The sequence below is a fragment of the Sulfurimonas sp. genome, assembly GCF_023229105.1.
Classification (GTDB): domain Bacteria; phylum Campylobacterota; class Campylobacteria; order Campylobacterales; family Sulfurimonadaceae; genus Sulfurimonas.
On the sequence record NZ_JALNZY010000036.1, the window covers coordinates 1 to 19,874 of the forward strand.

Annotated in this window: 19 protein-coding genes; 7 read left to right on the top strand and 12 right to left on the bottom strand. The window is 35.5% G+C overall.

Translation table 11 applies throughout. The features are described 5' to 3' along the window. The 9 genes from M0Q17_RS06280 to nadA form a co-directional block, all read right to left on the bottom strand. The coding region (locus M0Q17_RS06280) for a translation initiation factor IF-2 N-terminal domain-containing protein (protein WP_295084695.1) at positions 1-1,117 on the bottom strand (1,117 nt) is incomplete at its 3' end. 291 nt (positions 1,118-1,408) lie between these two features. Next, the gene (thrB, locus tag M0Q17_RS06285; RefSeq protein WP_295084698.1) at positions 1,409-2,290 is read right to left on the bottom strand and encodes a homoserine kinase; all 882 of its coding nucleotides are present in this window, start codon (positions 2,288-2,290) and stop codon (positions 1,409-1,411) included. A 7-nt stretch (positions 2,291-2,297) separates the two neighbouring features. Further along, positions 2,298-2,684 (bottom strand): hypothetical protein, encoded by a 387-nt coding sequence (locus tag M0Q17_RS06290; protein ID WP_295084701.1) that lies wholly within the window; start codon positions 2,682-2,684, stop codon positions 2,298-2,300. Between the two features lie 67 nt (positions 2,685-2,751). Beyond that, the gene (gene lpxC, locus M0Q17_RS06295) at positions 2,752-3,636 is read right to left on the bottom strand and encodes a UDP-3-O-acyl-N-acetylglucosamine deacetylase (protein ID WP_295084704.1); all 885 of its coding nucleotides are present in this window, start codon (positions 3,634-3,636) and stop codon (positions 2,752-2,754) included. 47 nt (positions 3,637-3,683) lie between these two features. Then, on the bottom strand, positions 3,684-5,054 hold the full coding sequence (locus M0Q17_RS06300) for a M23 family metallopeptidase (RefSeq protein WP_295084707.1): 1,371 nt from the start codon (positions 5,052-5,054) through the stop codon (positions 3,684-3,686). A gap of 1 nt (position 5,055) precedes the next feature. After that, complete coding sequence (locus M0Q17_RS06305; RefSeq protein WP_295084710.1) at positions 5,056-5,994, bottom strand: bifunctional oligoribonuclease/PAP phosphatase NrnA; 939 nt, start codon at positions 5,992-5,994, stop codon at positions 5,056-5,058. A 28-nt stretch (positions 5,995-6,022) separates the two neighbouring features. After that, positions 6,023-7,075 carry a flagellar biosynthesis protein FlhB gene (gene flhB / locus M0Q17_RS06310; RefSeq protein ID WP_295084713.1) on the bottom strand — a complete coding sequence of 351 codons (1,053 nt, stop codon included), beginning with the start codon at positions 7,073-7,075 and terminating at the stop codon, positions 6,023-6,025. A gap of 152 nt (positions 7,076-7,227) precedes the next feature. Then, complete coding sequence (nadC, locus tag M0Q17_RS06315) at positions 7,228-8,043, bottom strand: carboxylating nicotinate-nucleotide diphosphorylase (RefSeq protein WP_295084748.1); 816 nt, start codon at positions 8,041-8,043, stop codon at positions 7,228-7,230. Next, positions 8,040-9,038 carry a quinolinate synthase NadA gene (gene nadA, locus M0Q17_RS06320; protein WP_295084716.1) on the bottom strand — a complete coding sequence of 333 codons (999 nt, stop codon included), beginning with the start codon at positions 9,036-9,038 and terminating at the stop codon, positions 8,040-8,042. The genes nadC and nadA overlap by 4 nt, the downstream gene beginning before the upstream one ends. 117 nt (positions 9,039-9,155) lie before the next feature. Here nadA and plsY point away from each other — a divergent pair, with 117 nt between their 5' ends. The 6 genes from plsY (at position 9,156) to M0Q17_RS06350 (ending at position 14,270) form a co-directional block, all read left to right on the top strand. Next, positions 9,156-9,770 (top strand): glycerol-3-phosphate 1-O-acyltransferase PlsY, encoded by a 615-nt coding sequence (plsY, locus tag M0Q17_RS06325; protein WP_295084719.1) that lies wholly within the window; start codon positions 9,156-9,158, stop codon positions 9,768-9,770. Then, positions 9,767-10,096 (top strand): dihydroneopterin aldolase, encoded by a 330-nt coding sequence (locus M0Q17_RS06330; RefSeq protein ID WP_295084722.1) that lies wholly within the window; start codon positions 9,767-9,769, stop codon positions 10,094-10,096. Before plsY ends, M0Q17_RS06330 begins: the two co-directional genes overlap by 4 nt. A gap of 102 nt (positions 10,097-10,198) precedes the next feature. Continuing rightward, on the top strand, positions 10,199-10,873 hold the full coding sequence (gene hsrA / locus M0Q17_RS06335; RefSeq protein WP_295084725.1) for a homeostatic response regulator transcription factor HsrA: 675 nt from the start codon (positions 10,199-10,201) through the stop codon (positions 10,871-10,873). A 143-nt stretch (positions 10,874-11,016) separates the two neighbouring features. Continuing rightward, positions 11,017-12,315, top strand: a complete 1,299-nt coding sequence (locus M0Q17_RS06340; RefSeq protein WP_295084728.1) for a HAMP domain-containing sensor histidine kinase — start codon at positions 11,017-11,019, stop codon at positions 12,313-12,315. Positions 12,316-12,538: 223 nt separating this feature from the next. Continuing rightward, a complete protein-coding gene (locus tag M0Q17_RS06345; protein ID WP_295084730.1) occupies positions 12,539-12,790 on the top strand; it encodes a YfhL family 4Fe-4S dicluster ferredoxin in 252 nt (83 codons plus the stop codon). 4 nt (positions 12,791-12,794) lie between these two features. Beyond that, a complete protein-coding gene (locus M0Q17_RS06350) occupies positions 12,795-14,270 on the top strand; it encodes a Ppx/GppA phosphatase family protein (RefSeq protein WP_295084733.1) in 1,476 nt (491 codons plus the stop codon). Positions 14,271-14,306: 36 nt separating this feature from the next. Here the strand turns inward: M0Q17_RS06350 and bamA are convergent, their stop codons facing one another. Then, on the bottom strand, positions 14,307-16,589 hold the full coding sequence (bamA, locus tag M0Q17_RS06355) for an outer membrane protein assembly factor BamA (protein ID WP_295084736.1): 2,283 nt from the start codon (positions 16,587-16,589) through the stop codon (positions 14,307-14,309). A 100-nt stretch (positions 16,590-16,689) separates the two neighbouring features. Between bamA and M0Q17_RS06360 the strand changes: the two genes are divergently transcribed. Beyond that, on the top strand, positions 16,690-17,520 hold the full coding sequence (locus M0Q17_RS06360; protein ID WP_295084739.1) for a prephenate dehydrogenase: 831 nt from the start codon (positions 16,690-16,692) through the stop codon (positions 17,518-17,520). Here M0Q17_RS06360 and M0Q17_RS06365 read toward each other — a convergent pair. Together M0Q17_RS06365 and M0Q17_RS06370 are read right to left on the bottom strand one after the other, a co-directional pair. After that, positions 17,517-18,932, bottom strand: a complete 1,416-nt coding sequence (locus M0Q17_RS06365) for a BatD family protein (RefSeq protein WP_295084742.1) — start codon at positions 18,930-18,932, stop codon at positions 17,517-17,519. The genes M0Q17_RS06360 and M0Q17_RS06365 overlap by 4 nt on opposite strands. Before the next feature lie 16 nt (positions 18,933-18,948). Beyond that, the coding region (locus tag M0Q17_RS06370) for a tetratricopeptide repeat protein (RefSeq protein WP_295084745.1) at positions 18,949-19,874 on the bottom strand (926 nt) is incomplete at its 5' end.

Below are 19,874 nucleotides of genomic sequence, written 5' to 3' on the forward strand. Positions count from 1 at the left end.
TATCTTCTTCGTAGTTAAAAGCATCTTTAGGATCTACAATAGTAACTTCCACACCAAACTCTTCAGATAAAATCTCAATCTCGTCATGTCCTAAAAAGTCATTTTTAGTCATCATTAAACCAAGGCCAAATAGAACCTTAATGACATCTGTAATTGGGCGATTTAGTTTTTCTGCAAATTCATATACACGGATATCTTCAGGGATTTCTACATGTGTTACAATAATATCTTCAGGCTTATCTTTTGCATATTTTTTTCTTTTATCCCGAGAAACTTTTCTGCCTCTTGGAGCAGCTTTTTTATTTGCATTTCTTCCTATAGGTTTTGGAGGCTTAGGTTTTCTAGGCTCTTCTGCAACAATCTCGTGTCTCTCAGTAGAGTTTAAATCAAGTAGGACAACCTGATCATCCATATCCATAGAAACTTCACTCAGTGAACCGCCGAAAATATCAATTTTTACGCCCTGTTCCTGTTTTCTTGCTCCAGCAGACTGTTTTGTTTTTTTCTTCTTAGCTAACTCTTCTAAAACATCAGCACTTATTTTGCCATATGTAGATACTGTTTGTTTTTGTTTTGAGGATTGAGTATATTCCTGCGTCTTTTCACTCTCTTGAGGCTGTTTTTTCTTTTTTACAATCTTAAGTCCAGATCTTTTTATCTGCATTTTTTTAGGCTCTTCAATACTTATTGACTCATGGCTCTTCTCTAGAGGCTCTTTTTCTTCTGCTTTAAGAGTGCTTTTGTCTTCTTTTGCTATCTTTATAGTCTCTTCTTTTTTATCGACTTTCTCATCTTTAACAATAGTCTCTTTTTTCGCATTTTTTTCTTGCTTAACATCAGTTTTATCATCTTCTGATTTTAAAGTTTCTTCTTCGGGAGTTGTTTCTTTTTTTTGAGTATCACTAGTTGTTTTAGCAGCTGTTTTTGTCTCAGGTTTTGGTGCTTGCGCAAGTTCCCCGCTCATAATATAGTTCATTAAGCTTTCTGCTTCTTGCATAGTAACTGAGCTGTTTGCAGATTTTACGTCAACGCCCATATCTGAAGCTTTTTTAACTACATCTTTAGAAGTTATTCCTAACTCTTTTGCAATTTCGTGTACTCTAACTTTTTCTGTCATCAGTGATGATCTCCTTTAGTGTTTTGGCAAATTTATCTCTATCACCGCTCTTGCATTGCCGCATCAGTGCTTTTAATACTCTCTTATTGTCTTCAAGACAAATCTTGCATATATAAAAACTTCTGCCGCTGCCCCTAAAAAGACTAAGTTGTGAATCTATACACTGAAGTCTTATAAGATTATTCTGAGTATCTCTTTGCCTACAAGAGATACACATCCTAATAGGTTGGGTAAATTTTTTCGCCATTATATCCAAAAGTTCCTTGATTTAGTAAAAAGATATAAACTAACCTACTTTTCTACAATTAGTCCGTCATTATCAAAATCCAATATTTTTACAACAAATTCCGGAAATTTTTGACTAAGTTTATTTGCAATTGCAACAGAATCTTCATCATATACCATTGAAAAAAATGTTGACCCGCTTCCTGAGAGAGTGCTCATAAGCGCGCCGCTCTCATATGCAGTCTTTTGAACTCCAAAGAGCTCAGGCAGAGTTTTCATTCTTGCTTTTTGATGAAATCTATCCTGAGAGGCCAGTTTTAAAATCTCCCAATCCTCATTAAAAAAAGCAGCAACGCTAAGCGCCGTATGAGAGAGATTATAAATCGCATTCTCTTTAGAGTATGATTTTGGCAAAAGCGCTCTTGTTCTTGCAGTGTTCATCTGTTTATTTGGAATGACCACGACCGCTTTTATATAATCAGGAAGATGTTTTTTTTGTGAAAAAACCTTGCCTTTTTCTACTATAGCTACGTTAAAGCCGCCCATAACTGCCGGTGTAATATTATCTGGATGAGACTCATAAACAAGAGCATGATTTAGTATTCTTCTTTTAGATACGTTTATCCCTGCTGCTTCATGCGCACTTGCAATCGCACTAACAATTACAGCCGAAGAGCTGCCAAGCCCTCTTGACATCGGTATCTGATTATAAAACGTAAATTTGAAATTTTGTCTTTTTTTAGTAAGTCTGTTGTAATGCTCATTGAAAATACTTACAAATAGATTGTTGCCTTTTAGCTTCGGGTTGTTTTCACCTTCGCCTTTTATGCTGACACTAAAAAATTTAGATGGATGAAATTCAACTACATTGCGTAGATTAACTGCTAAACCTAAAGAGTCAAATCCAGGTCCAAGATTTGCACTAGTTGCCGGTACACTTACTGTCACTTTTTTCCTATCCAACCGCTCCTATACCATAAAGAGGAGACACAGTTGTACTAAAATCATCATACTCTAGCACATCAGGAAGCATAAAATCTGCTTCAGGTGCCATTTCTAGTTTTTGGGTTTTTATTTCTGATGAAATTTTAACAAAATATAGCTTTCCAATCGCTTTGATTGGCTGATTTTTATTAAAATAAAAAGCATCTGTTGCAAAAAGCGGTATGTTTTTTAAAACACTCATGGATTTTAAAAAAATATATGCAATTTTTATCGCCATAAAACTTCCGGGTCCATTTGCATAAAAGAGTCCTTTTATAGTGTACTCTTTAGATAAGTCATTAAAAATACTAGGTAGTATATCAGAGCTTTTCTCATCGCTAAGAACTGTTTTTATCAACTTTAACTCCTCATATACTCCAATTTTTATAGGAGAGAAGAGAGTTATAAAAACTAAATCGACACTCTTATGCATACGCTTTTTCTAACTCTAATGTTTTTTTACCCACAAGTTCAATAACTTCATAGTTTTGTGCATCTTTTAAAAGCTCTAACGTTAGCTTATGATTAAGGTCATGACTACCAGCCATCGCTTCATAGTTACCTACAAAATTCATACCAATTAGTGCCATATCCCCAATAGCATCAAGTATTTTATGTCTTACAAATTCATCATGAAATCTAAGCCCCTCAGGATTTAAAACCTTTTTCTCATCCAGCACAACTGCGTTTTCTAACGATCCGCCAAGTGCAAGACCCTTTGAGCGCAGATACTGAACCTCATGCAAAAAACCAAAAGTCCTAGCACGAGAAATCTCATCTTTGTAGTTTTGTTTGGTAAAGTTTAAAATATACTCCTGTCTCTGTATAACAGGATGAGGAAATTTAATAGTAAAGCCATACTGTAAATCTGGCGAGGGGGAGAGCTTGACATACTTCTCTCCCTCTTGAACTACTACCTCTTTTTTTATTCTCATAACTCTTTTAGGAACATCTAACTGAATAATTTCTGCTTCATCTAAGAGCATACAAAAGCTTGCACTGCTGCCGTCCATAACAGGAATTTCATCAGCATCTACGATTATTCTAAGATTATCAATTCCATAGGCGTAAATAGCAGAGAGCATATGCTCTATAGTTGAGATGACATAACCATCTTTTCCTATAACCGTGGCCATTTTAGTATCAACAACATTTTCAGGAATAAGCGGGATTGCTACATCAACGTCGCTTCTATAAAATATCAAGCCACTGTTTGACTCTAGCGGCTCTAATCTTAACTTAACAGCAGAACCTTTATGAAGACCTATTCCGACAAGCTCAACACTCTTTTTAATAGTTGTTTGATACATTTTTTTATCCCTATCTTCTTGCTTTAGTCACAAATTGTACACTAAGTTTACTTTTTATCTATTATGCTTTTTGCGCTGTTGATAACGTCATTTATATTTAATTTTATCCAAGTATCATCCATCCACTCTGCAGGACGAACCTCTATACCTTGAATCAAGATTCCAAAATGAAGATGATCTCCCATTGCATAACCGCTTTTACCTGTGTTTGCTATATGCGAACCGCTACTAATTTTTTCATCAACATTAACGCTTATATTTGAGCAGTGCCCATAAAGAGTATAAAGTCCTAGCCCATGTGAGAGAATCGGCATATTTCCATATAAACCATTGTACCCGGTAAAAACAATTTCTCCCCCATTTTGCGGCTTAATTTCTGCCATTGCATTACTTGCTAAATCAAGACCTAAGTGATATGACTCACTGATTTTGTCTTCCTTATAGAAATAGTGCCTATGATCTCCAAAATGAGCAACCACAGCAGCATTTTTTAGAGGGTACATCTTGTTTATTTTGAAGTCATCAATCATCTCCTCTGAAACTTTTGATGTTATCTCATGAATAAGATCTTCATTTTTTACCCTTACATCTTCATTGATAATTTTAAACTGCTCAATAGAATTGGTAACTCCTTGAGTCTCCTTGAACTCCTCTGCAAGCTCGGCTATTTTCCCATTTAAAAAATTATCAGTTATTTTTATATTTGATAATTTATAGCTCGCCTCCTTTAAAAAAAGAGGGACATTTACTGTTGAGATATTATCTGCCCTATCTTTTGCAAAGATAGTCGCTTTAAACGTTGTTTCTTTAACAGGCCATGCCAGAAGTGAAATGTAGTATCCTTTTTTATAAAATGGCTGTGCTAGAAACTTTTTATCAAAATTTGTTTGGATATAAAGCTCCTTTAAATTTTCATCCTCTGCTTTAAAGATAACAAGTGCCGCACCACCTTTTTTTATCTTATATGAGTTAGCAATCGTATTTAAAAGAGGTCTTTTCTTGTCAATCTTTAGCTTAAATTCACTTATGGCATCGTTTCCCTTTAAAAAATTCCATTTGCTTGCATCTTGTGCTTCAATAACTATCTTAATCTCATCCTCGCTCATAGCGTATGCACTTTTAGGAGGCTCTACTTTAACATTTAGTGATTGCTTTGGAGTTAAAAACTGCTCATGATAAAGAACAGTTTCTTGTGATTTTGTTACTAAAGTTACTTTGTACGATTTCAGACCGGTTGAATCCTCCATAGTTATATCAAGTGGATTCTTTAGATTCCAGTATCCGCTATTTTGCATAGTAATCATGGGAGATTCTCTCTCAAACATTTCCGAATTGTATATATATAAACCCATACCTACAGCTACCGCAAATATGCCTAGCAATAATGCCGAAGATCCTTTTTTGCTTCCTCTTCTCAAACTATAACTCCTTTTCTAATAAATCTAATATTTTAATTTTTACTTCCTCTAAAGAGATGATTTCATCTATCTCAAAACCAGCTCTATATACATGACCGCCGCCGCCGAACCTTGTGGCAATTTTACTAACATCTACCCCAAAGTTAGAGCGAAGTGAACCTTTTATCGTAAAATTCTTTTTCTGCCTAAGCAGCAAAGCAACCTTTACATTCGGCAGATGCAAAGACTCTTTTAGCGGTGCTTCACAATCCACTCCAAGAGCCCCTGTTGCTCTCATCTCTTCCTCGCTTACGCAAAAAACCGCAACTTTTGCGTCCTGCTCTAATGTCATGTTTTTAAACATAACAGACTTTAATCTAAGAGACGCTAGGGAGACGCTTTTTAGAACTTTTTTGTTGCAAAGCTGATGCTCAGCACCCAGTTCTATCAGTTCACTCACGGTAGCAAATGTCGTGCCATCAACATTTTGAGATAAAAAAGCATCAGAATCGTCTAAAATTCCTGCATATAGCGCAGTCGCTATTTTTATATTTATTTTGGCACTGCTTGCTTTAAAAAAGTTATATAAAACTGCTGTTGTACTTATAAAATCCGGTTGCACAAAATTTAAATTACCATAATTTGTGTTAGAGATATGATGGTCGATATTTATCAAATCACACTCTACTTGTACGCCTAAACGTTTCTCATTTGCGCAATCGAGCGAAATTGCCAAATCCCCAGAGAGAGGAAACGTGCTTTTTATCTTCTCAAACCATGGCAAAAAAGATAACTTTTGATTTATCTGCTCACTTTTGCAAAACCATGAAACTTTTTTATGCTTTTGGAGCAAAAAAGTGTACATAGCACTCGCACTTCCTAGAGAATCCGCATCAGGATTAACATGTGAAATAAGAACAATATGAGTAGCTTTTTCTATTTTTTCTAATATTTCATTCAATTTATATATCTTTTTTTAGAATTGTATACTACTTCTTATTCATTTTGTAAACATAAGCCAGCACTTCTGCAACAGCCGCAAACAACTCACTTGGTATGGGTTTATCCAAATCCACTTGAGCATATAAACTTCTTGCTAAAGGGGGATTTTGCACTATATGTACACCATTTTCTCTGGCTACTTTTTTAATATGCAACGCTATATTATCCATCCCTTTTGCAACTACTATAGGTGCATGCGACTTCTGCTCATCATACTTTATGGCAACCGCATAGTGAGTCGGGTTTGTTATAACAACATCCGCATGAGGAACTTCAGCCATCATTCTTTTTCTTGAAGCCTGCATCTGAATTTGACGGATTTTTGCTTTGATGAGTGGATCCCCGTCCATGTTTTTCATCTCATCTTTTATCTCCTGCTTGCTCATCTTGAGTCCGTCAAAATACTGTTTTCGCACAATTATAATATCGATTACTGCAAAAATAAAAATAATAAAAAGCATTACAAAAGCGATAATCAGAGCCTTATCTTTAAGCCATACCATCTGATCTCCAAGTCCAAAAAGTGCAACTGTAGGGAGTTCAACTATAAAAAGAAAGAAAAAAATGAAGCCAACACCTAAAGTGGTAAAAGATTTAAATGTTATTTTAATACCATCAATGATTTTTTTCATTGAAAAGAGATTTTTCATCCCTTTTATGGGATCTATCTTTTTAAAGTCCGGCGTAATTGCTTTTGTGGTAAATAAAAATCCAAACTGAGCAAAAGCGGCTAAAACACCCATAATCGCAACTGAAATAGTAAGAGGCATAACAATAAAAAGAAACTCTCTAATAGTAACTATTGCTATATCAACCATCAAAGCTCTATCAAGAGGCATTCCTAAAAGTGAAAAATAATACTTTGAGAGATAGAGTATGTGAGCACTCATATACGGAAAAAGAAGCAAAAAAGCCAAAATAGCAACAAAAAGCGTCATAACCCCAGACGCATCTTGCGACTTTGGAACATTCCCCTCTTTTCTCGCGTCCTCTATCTTCTTGGATGTGGGTTCTTCTGTTTTTTCAGCATCATCAGCCATTAAATTCTCCTAGGAAGAACTCTATAAAATCTTTTCAAGATTTTACTTTAGTAGCCATAGCGGCTTTAGCGTAGAAAAAGAAACGAGTTTCTTTTTCGTTTGGAATAATGTTCTCGTCTGTTATTTGAGTATCATCAGCCATTAATTATTTTTCAGTCCATCTTCATAGAGAGATCAATCCAGTTTGCCTGATGGATAAGTGAACCGCTGCTTATTGCATCAACACCTGTTTTAGCGTAAGACTCTATGGTTTGAAGAGATATATTTCCGCTGGCTTCAAGCAGTATATGTGCAAAGTTTTCATCTCTATATTTTACAACATCACAAATTTGCTCAGGTGTCATATTATCACACATAACAATATCTGCCCCCGCTTCAAAAGCCTCCTTTGCCATCTCAAATGTTTCTGCTTCTACCTCTATTTTTGCCGTAAAAGGGATTTTATTTCTAGCTTTTTTTATATATACTTTTAAATTATCAATAGTTTTTAGATGCGTATCTTTAATCATCAGCGAATCATCAAGTCCCATTCGGTGATTTACTGCTCCGCCACAACGTGTGGCATACTTTTCAAAAACTCTCAAAAGGGGTCTTGTTTTTCTAGTATCTAAAAGTTTCACGCCGTATGGTTCTAAAATTTCTGCATATTTTTTAGTCAAAGTCGCAATCGAACTTGCATGAAGGAGCATATTTAAAAGAGTTCTCTCTATCTTCAAGAGCACATGTGAGCTTCCGCTAATATTTGCTAAAACATCGCCTTTTACGAAACTCTCTGAATCATCTACATTCCAGCTTATCTCAAAATCTTCAAGTTCTGCCAAAACATTTATATATGCAACGCCCGCAGTTATGCCATCACTCTTGGCAATTATTTTAGCAGTTGCGCTCACACTCGGCTCAACCAAAGCATAGAGATCTCCACGTCCAACATCTTGAGCCAAGGTTGCTTTTACAAACTCTTTCATCATAGTGCCAACATTCTCTCTAGTGCAATTTTTGCCCATTTTTGTGTCTCTTCATCTACAAGTATCTCGTTTAATGGAGCGCCCTCATCAATAGATTTGAGTATATCATACAAATCTTGCAGCGTTGTCTCATTCATAGTCGGACACTCAGGTTTTGTAGAGGAGAGAACATAGGTATTTTTTGAGCGAAGACGGTTAACTAAGTTAAACTCGGTTCCAACCGCTACTTTTTGCTCCTCGGGCAACTCTTTGATATATTTTATAATTTGCGAAGTTGAACCTACAAAGTCCGCTGCATTACAGATTGCAGGGTCGCACTCGGGATGTACAACTATCAAAATACCAGGATATTTCTTGCGGTAAAAGTTGATATCATCTACACTAAAGAGCTGATGAACCGAGCAAAAACCGTTATAGCAGATAATATCCGCTTCCGCGAGGTTTGTTCCATCTCCGATGACACAAGATTTCAGTCCCATCTGATTTGCTATATTTTGTCCCAAGCATCTATCGGGAACAAAAAGTATCTTTTTACCCTCACCGATAGCGTTTGTTATAATTTTTTTAGCATTTGAACTTGTGCATACCATGCCGCCCATTTTTGCCACTTTTGCCTTTACGTCGGCGTTAGAGTTGATATATGTTATAGGCAAAATATTTTCATTTTTAATCCCTGCATCATTAAGCGCTTTTACCGATTTGTCAAACTGCATTCCGTCAATCATCGTAGCCATAGCGCAGCATGCTGCTTTTGGCATAACAACTCTCTTGTTTGGCGATAAAACCTTTACGCTCTGCCCCATAAATCCCACCCCGCAAAAGACGACATACTCAGAGTTGTCCTCCTTTGTTTTAATGGCAAGCTCCAAAGAATCTCCCGTAATATCACCCATCTCAAAAACTTCATCTCTTTGATAAAAATGTGCAACAACCGTTACGCTTAACTTCTTTTTATATTCATTTATTTTTTCTTTCAGCTCTTCGTTTGTAAGTTTCAAAAAAAATCCTCTTTTTTAGTAGCACCATTATAACAAAAATATTATTTGGTTCATAAAATTTATATGCTTATAATCATAGATGAAGTACAATTGCACAAATATTTCAGAAGGTTTTAAATGGATTTTTTATTTAATACAAATGCTCAGTTTTTTATTGCGGCTTATCTTGTAGGCGGTATCCCTTTTGGTCTGCTTCTGGCTAAAAAATTTGCCGGTGTAGATATAAAAGCAAGCGGTTCAGGCAGTATTGGTGCTACTAACGTTTTAAGAGTCGTAAAAGAGAGCAATCCCTCTTTAGCCAAAAAACTTGGAATTGCAACACTAGCTCTTGATGCTATAAAAGGTGTTATAGTGCTTCTTATAGCCTATTTTGCAGGAGTAAGCGAAGCTACCCTCTGGGGGATAGCAGTCTTAGCGGTCATAGGTCACTGCTTCTCCCCTTATTTGGGCTTTGAGGGAGGGAAAGGTGTCGCAACCGGCATGGGAGTCATGATGTTTATGCTTCCTGTTGAGACCATAATTGCATTAGCTGTTTGGGCATTTGGAGCAAAAGTTATAAGAATATCCTCGCTCTCTTCACTTACTGCTCTTGGTGCACTAATCATTGCTAGTTTTATAATTCATCCAGACATGGCACACTCTCCTGTTTTAATTATAGGATTTATACTTTTTTACAAACATATACCAAATATTATACGCCTCTTTAGGGGCGAAGAAAAAAGAGTAGTATGACAATTCATATTGAAGATCTAAAATTTCAATGTATTATTGGAATCTTAGACTTTGAGAGAGTAAAACCTCAAGATGTTATCGTAAACGCTGCTATAGAGTATGACTATAAAGATGGATTTATAAATTATGCAGATATTGTTCAAATTATAAAAAAAACAATGCTAAAAAGTCAATTTTTACTTATAGAAGATGCTTTAAAAGAGATAAATTTAAAGTTAGTTAAAGAATACAAAGCGATAAAAAGCATAAATTTAAAAGTAACAAAACCCTCAATATTAAAAGGCTGCAAGGTAAGTGTAAGCGATTATTTCAATTCTCAATCTTAATTATAAGTTAAAGTTTTATTAAAGAAAAATTAAAAACTACTTTAAATTAACCTAAAATTATGATATCATTTCGTCAAAATATTCACTCATAGGACAAAATTTATGCGCATTCTAATTATAGAAGATGAAGTCACATTAAACAAAATGCTTGCGGAGGGGTTAAAAGAGTATGGTTATCAAAGCGATGTTGTTGAGACTCTCAAAGATGGAGAGTACTACCTAGATATTCGTAACTATGACCTAGTGTTGATGGATTGGATGCTTCCCGATGGAAACAGTATCGACATTATCGGCGATATCAAAACTAAAACTCCAAAGACTGTTGTAGTAGTTTTATCTGCAAGAGACGATAACGAGAGCGAGATAGAAGCTCTTAGAAGTGGTGCTGATGACTATATCAGAAAACCTTTTGATTTTGATGTTCTTGTTGCTCGCCTTGATGCTCGTCTTCGTTTTGGAGGCAGCAATATTATAGAGATTGAAGACCTAATTATCAATCCTGAAGAAGAAAAAATCACATACAAAGAGATTGATATAGAACTAAAGGGCAAACCTTTTGAAGTTCTTACTCACTTAGCGCGTCACCGTGATCAAATTGTTTCAAAAGAGCAGTTACTTGATGCTATCTGGGAAGAACCAGAACTTGTTACTCCAAACGTAATAGAAGTTGCTATTAACCAAATTAGACAAAAAATGGATAAACCTTTAAACATAACTACTATTGAGACTGTTCGCCGTCGCGGCTACCGTTTCTGTTTTCCAAAAGAGATAAATTAACTATTTTATTTCGTGAAAGGAGTTATCTCTTTTTCACGCAGTAATACTCCATCCTCTAAAAGTCTGCATGCAAGAAATTACAAATTTCTATTTTGAAGTTAAATAAGTTACAATTACAAACTTTATATTACTATAGGTAAAAAATGTTCTCACGAAGAAGTATCAGGCAAAGTTTTTTAATCCAACTCATAATTTCTTCTGCTTCTCTTATACTTATGTTTTCATATATTTTATACTATTATATCCAAAGCTCAATATTAGAAGAAAAACACAAAGATCTTCTTGTATATGCAAAAAATATTGCAAGCAACCAATCCATTTATGGGCAGGAAGTCCCTACGCCTGAAATCTATTTAGGAATAAGTATTGAAGTTATATATCTTAAGCAGCCTCTTTTGGATATTGATTTTTTTGAGATAACAAAAGAAAAAAAATCATACGTTGTGCTGATGCATCCACTTAATATAGATGAGCTAAGTTATATAAAAATAACAAAAGATATTACTCCCACAAGAGAGCTTTTAAACAAAATTCTAAACTCTCTGTTTATCATAAATATTGCAGGTTTTTTACTCGTCGTTATATATGCAATCGCTCTTTCAAAGATGCTTGTCTTGCCTGTTAGAACCCTAAGCAATAAGCTCTCAAACATGAACGAGCATCTTATGCGCCCTATCATAGTAGAGGAGCTACCAGAAGAGTTTGAGCCGCTTGGAGCTACTATTAATCACCTTATTGCAAGAATACAAAATTTTGTAAAGTATCAAAAAGAGTTATTTATCGGAACGGCTCATGAGCTAAAGACTCCACTTGCGGTTATCAAACTCAAAAACCAAGTTACTCTTATAAAAAAACGCTCCGCAGAGGAGTATATAGATGCCATAAAAGTAACAAACAAAACCATAGATGAGATGAACATAATCGTTTCAAACATACTAAACATTGGTCGTCAAGAGGGAATGCAGCTTGAAAAACCTCAAGAGGTAGATGTCATAAAAGTCTTAAAACAGAAGGCTGATGACTTTAATCTTTTAGCCGCAAACGAAGGAAAAACTCTTCAAATGCATTTTGAACCAGATGGTTTTATGACAATTATTCAAGTGGGTCTTCTAAATCAAATCGTACAAAATTTTCTACAAAATGCCCTGAAATTTACACCAAAAAATAAAAATGTAACGCTGAGAAGCTCTTTAAACAATCATGGTTTGCTAATAGAAGTAATCGATGAGGGATGCGGGATAGATGAGAGTTCAGATTTTTTTGCACCGTTTAAAAGAGCAGGTAATAAATCAGGCGTAGGTCTAGGGCTCTTTTTAGCTAAAAGCGCCGCAGATGCACTAGGTGCAAAAATAAGCATAAAAAACAGAACAGATGGGGTTTTAGGTACTGTAGCTACTTTAAACTTAAGCTCAAAACTTTCATGTATTCTGCCAACGAATTAAAATAAGGTTTATGTTAGTTTCAGGAGCACTAAAAAGTGTGTTTAAGCGTAAAGCTAGCATTCATTTGTAATATTGCGTGCAAATTAAAAGTTACAAACAGCCAATAACTTTGTTTTAATTTTTACTTAAGTAAAAATTTAACTCTTTTCTGATATAAATCGGGCACATATAAATATATTTTATTGATTTATTTATATTTGGATTATAACTATAAGGTATTTTAATGGCTTTGATAATAAGTGATGAGTGTATTGCATGCGACGCATGTCGTGAAGAGTGCCCAACTATGGCTATTGAAGAGGGAGATCCGATCTACTTCATAGATCCAGATCGTTGTACTGAATGTGTAGGTGTTTATGACGAACCTGCATGTATATCTGTCTGCCCGGTTGACTGTATTATTCCAGATAAAGATAATGTAGAATCTATTGCGGAACTTCAGTTTAAATATAAAAATATTTTAGCAGAAGAGTAGAGGTTTGGCAAAACGAGTAGCAGTCATAGACATAGGTTCTAACTCGGTTAGAATGGTTATTTATGAGAAAACTTCTCGATTTGCATTTCATATACTTCATGAAGCAAAAAGCAGAGTAAGAATCTCTGAATACGCCTATCAAAATGGCGGAAATCTTCAAGAAATTCAGATGCAAAGAGCTTTTGATGCTCTTAGGGATTTTTTATCTATAATCTCCTCATTTAAAGCAAGAAAAACTCTCTGCGTCGCAACTTCTGCCCTTAGAGATGCTCCCAATCAAAAAGACTTTATTAACAGAGTTAGAAACTCTCTTGGTCTAAATATAAAGGTCATAGACGGGCAAAGAGAAGCTTACCTTGGAGCAGTTGCTTGCATTAATCTTTTACCACAGCAGAAAAATGCGCTTAGTATAGATATCGGTGGCGGCTCTACAGAGTTCTCACTAATAGACAAACAGAATATTAGCTCTAATATCTCTATAGATTTAGGTACGGTTAGATTAAAAGAACTCTTTTTTGACAAAAACGACGTAGAGAGTGCAAAAGTATATATAGACTCCCAGCTTGAGCAGTTAGATGAGGCAAATATATCTACCCTTATAGGTATAGGCGGGACATTTAGGGCGATATCTAATGCAATTTTAAACAAAAGCGGATACCCCATAGATAAGCTTCATGCATATCAACCAAACTGCGACGAGTTTGAAGCAGTGCTAGAGAAGATACTAAACTCCGACGAAGATGAACTTAAAGATCTTGGCATAAAAAATAGCAGACTTGATGTTATAAAACCGGGTGTACTTATTCTTTTAAGAGTTTTTGAAAAGTTTAAGATAAAAAAGCTTTTAACAAGCGGTGCAGGAGTAAGAGAAGGGGTGTTTTTAACAGATCTTTTAAGAAACTCAAATGATAGATTTCCTCTTAATTACAACACATCTCTAAGATATATACTCGATTCACATGTTGATAATCAAACTTATGCAAATCAGCTCTGCAAGGTCTCTAAAACACTATTTGATTTAACACATGAGGAGTTAAAAATTGAAAAAAAATATCGTTATGAGCTGGCAATAGCTGCAAAACTCTGTATGAGCGGAAACAATATTCATTACTACTCACACAACAAAAACGGCTACAATCTTATAAAAGACGCTTTGGAGTTTGGCTTTACTCATGAGCAGATAATTTTAATAGCAACTCTAATAAGATATGCAAAAAGAAAACTCCCTTCACCTTCTCATGTTGAAAAGTTTAAAGATCTTCTTCCGGATATAGATCAGCTAGAGTCCTTGAGTTATCTTCTTTCGTTGGGTGTTGCACTTCTTAGTCACTATCCTAGAAATATTGACTTTACTCTTAGCTTTGAGAGTCCAGAGCTAAAAATAGAATCTAAGAATAGTCTCTACCTAGCAAAAGAGAGCGTTAAAAAGTTAGATATGATGAGAAAAAATAGTATAAATATTATATTTTATTCTCTCTAATTTATTTAATTTATCCTCTTAACAACAGAGCTTTTATTAAAATCTCTGCCCCATTGTAAATTCAAATGCTGATGTTTTATCACCCTCTTTTTCCCCTAAAGGTTTTGAGAACATTAGCTGAATCGGTCCAACTGGAGAGAACCACTCAAGCCCTGCACCAACTCCGCCGCGAGAGATATTGTTTGAGAAATATGTAGAACTGCCTGAACTGCTCACTAACGGCGCATCTCCTGATGCACTTATATATCCCCAGTCAAGATATGTAACTAAACGCATTTTGGCTTTTGGAACAAGCGGAAAACTAATCTCAAAACTGTTAGATGCACTAAAGTCGCCGCCTACACGCCTTACCCCGTCACTTCGTTGTGCATCTTCTACCGTTGGAGACAAAGAGTATGATTCATAACCTCTTACACTTCCTATCCCACCCAAGTAAAATCTCTCGGCAACAGGAAGGTAGCCCATCTCTTTTACATAATTTATCTTTGCTTTGTATCTTGCTATAGCATCAAATCCTAACCACTCTTCAAGCCCTTTGTAAGCCCCGAAACTTGTCCTGCTTTTAATAAAGTCAGCATCTCCTCCAAGTCCGCTTTGTTCAATACTTTGTGTTAATGTAAAACCTTTTCTAGGAAGGTAAAAGTCATCAGTATCATCATATTTAAGACTTGCAGTAACAGAGCTTTTTGAGTAATTCTCATAATAATAGTCATCATTGTAATATGTTGAGTTTTCATCAAAATCATAACTGTTTTGTGAGAATCCATATCCAAGATAGCCACTAATATGCCTTGTAAATCTATACCCTAATCCTAAACTTATACCATCTGAATATATGGTATAGTCGTTGTACTCATACTCTGAAGTATAGATAGAAAAGTTACCGCTAAAATCGCTGTCGTTTAATCTGGGATTAGAGATACTAAAAGAGTAGTTAGATGTCAACTCTGAACGCTCGGCTTTTACTCCTACATTTATACCTGAACCCCATATATTTCTATCATCTACTGCAACACTTACAAGAAGTCCGCCATAGCTTCCATATCCTCCGCCTAGCTGAATATTGCCTGTAGGTGCTTCCTTGACCTTGACAACCAAATCCATCGTCTGATTATCTACTCTTTTTTCTTCGATTGTGTTTCCGTCAAAAAATCCAAGTCTTCCAAGCGCATTTCTTGAGTCAGAGAGATCCGTCAACGAATACATGTCTCCTGGACCAAGGTAGAGCTCTCTTCTTATGATTCTATCGAGTGTTCTGCTGTTTCCCGCAATAACTACGTCTCTTATTTTAACTTTATCGCCGGGTGTAATCTTGAAAACAACTTCAACTTCTTTTTTATCTTTATCTTTTTTTAAATCCGGAACAACCTGAACAAACGCATAGCTCATATCTGCAATAAGTGTTTTTATTTTTTGTGCATCACTGCGGAAAGTTTCAACATTAAAGGATTTTCCTACTTCAAGCTTTATAAGCTCTCTTATTTTTGCCTCGTCTATTACATGTTTCTGCTGCTCAATTGTAATAGCGTTAACAGTATAGACTTCTCCCTCTTTTATCTGATAACTCATATCTGCCGTATAGTTATCAAAGTTTACTTTTACAAACGGCTCTTTTACATCAACATCTAAATAGCCATGTTGCATATAAACATCACGGATTCTAAGCGGATCATAAGCCAAGTCATTTACTTTCATCTTGCCGTCGTTTCTACCCCAGAACCACCCCATAAACTCTCGCTCTTTATTTGCGATTATCTCATCAAATTTGCTACTGCTTAAACCTAAAACCCCACTATATTTAAGCTCTTTTATAACAATCTCTGCACCTTCGTTGACTAAAAAAACTATCTTATAACTTCCGTTATCCAAAAGCTCCTTTTGAACCTCCACGACACTGTCAATCTTGCCCTCTTGACTTATGGCTTCTATAATTCTCTTTTTTGCAGCTTCTATTTTTTTCTCGTCATAAAGTGCACCGACTTTTATCTGAATAATACTCTCTTTTATCTCGCTGTCATTCTCTTTCCAGCCCTTTAGCTCTATTTTTGAGATAAGCGGTTTCTCTTTAAAATGAAATGTTAAAACCCCATCTTCTTCTAAAGTAATCCATATATCATCAAAATATCCCTGCTTATAATAGGTCTTAATGGAAGCATCAAGCATCTTATCATCAACGGCATCACCCACTTCAAACTTTAGCATTCTTAATGCTACAGTCTCCGACATATTAACCATGCCTTTGTATTTGATAGAATTTATTGTGTATGCGAAAGAGTTTACTGCTAGAAGGATAAATAACACTGCTAAAAATTTTCTCATTAAGTTCCCATGATTATAAAATAAGAGCAGATTTTACCTTTTATGAGGTTAATATTAAGTAAACTCTGTATAATTTGAGAAATTAAAACAAAGAATTGAGATGAAAGTAGCGATAGTAGGATTGGGGCTTATGGGAGGTTCTCTTGCCATAAGTTTAAAAAAAATAGATTTTATAAGCACAATTGTCGGGAGTGATCACAATGATATTCACCGACAAGAAGCTCTAAAACTTGGTTTAGTTGACAAAATAGTAGAGTTTGATGAAGTAAAAAATTATGATGTAATTTTTTTAGCTATCCCCGTTGATGGCATAATTTCTGCGCTTCATAATTTAACCGATATAAAAGAAAATACAACAATTATAGATTTAGGAAGCACAAAAGCAAAAATTATTGCCGCTGTACCGCTGAGCATTAGAGAAAATTTTGTAGCAGCCCATCCGATGACGGGAACTGAAAACTTCGGACCGCAAGCTGCAGTTAAGGACCTCTATCTAGACAAAGCTGTAGTGTTATGTGAGTTGGAAGGTAGCGGGAAGACTCAAGCTGATGTTGCTAAAAGGATATTTAAAGCTTTAGGTATGAAAAGATACTTCATGTCAGCAAGCGAGCATGACCGTCATGCCGCTTTTATCTCTCATATGCCTCATGCTATCTCCTACTCTCTTGCAAATACTGTAATGAATCAAGAAAACAAAAAAAACATCCTAGCTCTTGCTGCGGGTGGTTTTCGCTCCATGAGCCGTCTGGCAAAGAGTTCTGCAAATATGTGGGAAGATATTTTTAGACAAAACAGAGAAAATCTGCTTGAAGCAATCACGCTTTTCGAAAATGAGTTAAGCATCCTAAAAAAGCATATAAAAGATGAGGAGTGGGACAAAGTCCACAAAAATATAGAAGCCGGAAACAGGCTTCACGATATTTTGGATTAACCTATCTCATACCTCTTTAAAACCTCTCTCAAGGTTTTTTTATCTACCTCTATCTTCTCCCCAGAGTAGATATTTCTCTCCAACACATCAACTATTTCAGCGACATCCTTATCATCCCTAAAGGGAAGAAGTTTGACAAGAAGCACTCTTGGCTCCTTTATTGTGCCGCTTTTTTGCTTTTTTGCCAGAGAATGAGGCTTAAAGAGCATCAGTATCACACCAAATATCAAACCGCCGATAAAGACAAAAGCTAAAGTAACACCGTCCTGCTCCGCTTTTTGTGTAGTAGCAGCAACTTCTTGTATTGGCTCTTTTTGAACTTTTATCTCCTCTTTTGTCTTCTGATTTAATACATTTATCTTTATCTCTTTTGTAAAAATCTCTTTTATCTCTTTTGTTTTTAAATCAAAATATCTTAATGAAAAAGAGGGAATTACAAAATCTCTATCGGCTACAAAAGCTAGTTTTTGGGTAAGTTTTTTACCCTCTATAGAAATTTTTTCATCAAATACTGCTACGTCTTTTATGTCAGGCTTAAAACTTTTTATATCCTCTAAGTTTCCCGCACCTTCTACTTCTAGTGTTAAATCTATCGCCTCGTTTGCTTTAATCTCGCTCTTATCAACAAATGCCTTGATGCTAAAATCTCCAACCAAATTTACGCCTGAGGGAAGTGGTTTGACATCAAACTCAAGCTCATTGGAGAAGTATGTCTTCCATTTTATAGTAGGAATCCAATCCCCCCAACTGCTCGCCCTTGAACCACGTGATGCTATTCTCATCTGAGCTTTAGGAATCTTTAGCTTACCTGCTCTTTGCGGTGCTAATGTATATACAATCTCGGTAATTGTATATTTTGACTCCTGATATCTATTTGGCTGTGACTCACTTTTAATCCAAAATCCTTTTAACTCAGGCGGAGTAAACTCATTGTCAACTGCTTCTGCATCGCTTCTTTGCTTAAAAGTCAATGTTAAATCAAACTCTTCGCCTACAAAAAGTTCCTCTTTACTGCTCTGCAGTTTTAAAACAAAATCCAAATCTTTTGCACCGCTTACAGGGACAACTTTCACTTCTACTGTATTACTTGACTCTGTTTTGCCATCTATCTCAACCTCAACAGGATTGATAACACAGCTTTTTTGCGGAACAAATTTATAGCTTAGTATGTAGTTTTTACTAATATCTCCGTTTGTTATCTGCATGCTAGTTTGTGAACTTGTGGAGATTACATCGCTATCACACAATCTGCGTATATTTGGTCTTGTTATATCTTCGCCTGAGATACTAAGCGAGTATGTAACCATCTCGCCTAACTCCACCTCTTTAGGAGTTGCTGTAGCGATAACTCCCGCATATGCCACACTATAAAATAGTAATAATATAGATAGTAGTTTAGTAATTGTTCTCATCTTTTGCCTTTATATTCTACCATGGTTTCTCATCTTGGTTTTTTGTAGTGTCCTCTTGCTCATTTAGCTTATAGAGATATGTAGAACTATCGCCGCTTAGCTCTTTTATCCACTTCATCTGCTCTTCATCGCTCATAATATCTTCTTGCGAGATTGATGCATCAGAGCTATTTTCATCTTTTTTTTCTAACTTCTGTAAATCTTTTTCTTTGTTTTGCTTCTCGTTCTTTTTAGAGTTCTCATCTTTAGACTCTTTTTTATCCGACTCTTCACTTTTTTCTTTAGACTCCTCTTTTTTATCTGATTTATCATTCATCTCAGAGTTCTCATCTTTGTCCTCTTTAGATTTATCTTTCTTGTCGGACTTATCTTCTTTGTTCTCTTTTTTACTCTTATCTTTATCACTTTGCTCTTTATCTTCTTGATTTTGTTTATCTTGCTCGCTCTGTTTTGACTCTTTCTTTTGTTCCTTTAAAAGCTTCTCAACCTCTTGCATATTATCTCTTGTATCTTTATCTTCTAAAATCTCCAAAGAGCTCTTATACGCTTCTAACGCCTTTTGCAAATCGCCCTCTTTTACATAAGCATTTCCAAGATTCGAGAAGTTTTTTGCCTTTAGTTCCTCTTCCTTGAAGGTCGCTTTTTTATATGCTTCTATCGCTTCTTTGTATTTTTTATCTTTATAGTATGCGTTAGCGGCATTATAATAACTCCGTTCATTTGACGAACTTTGTGCATGCTCTTCGTATAGCTTTGCGGCTTTTTTATACCCCCCAACCTCATACGCCTCCTTTGCTTTTTTCAAATCCATAAAATCCAAAACTCCTGCCTGAAGATGCTCTGAGCCAAATAGAAAAACAGATAGCATTAAAAGAGATGCAATGTTTTTTCTACTGCTAAGCGAACTCGTAGCTATCAGCAAAATAAGAAGTGCCATGCCTA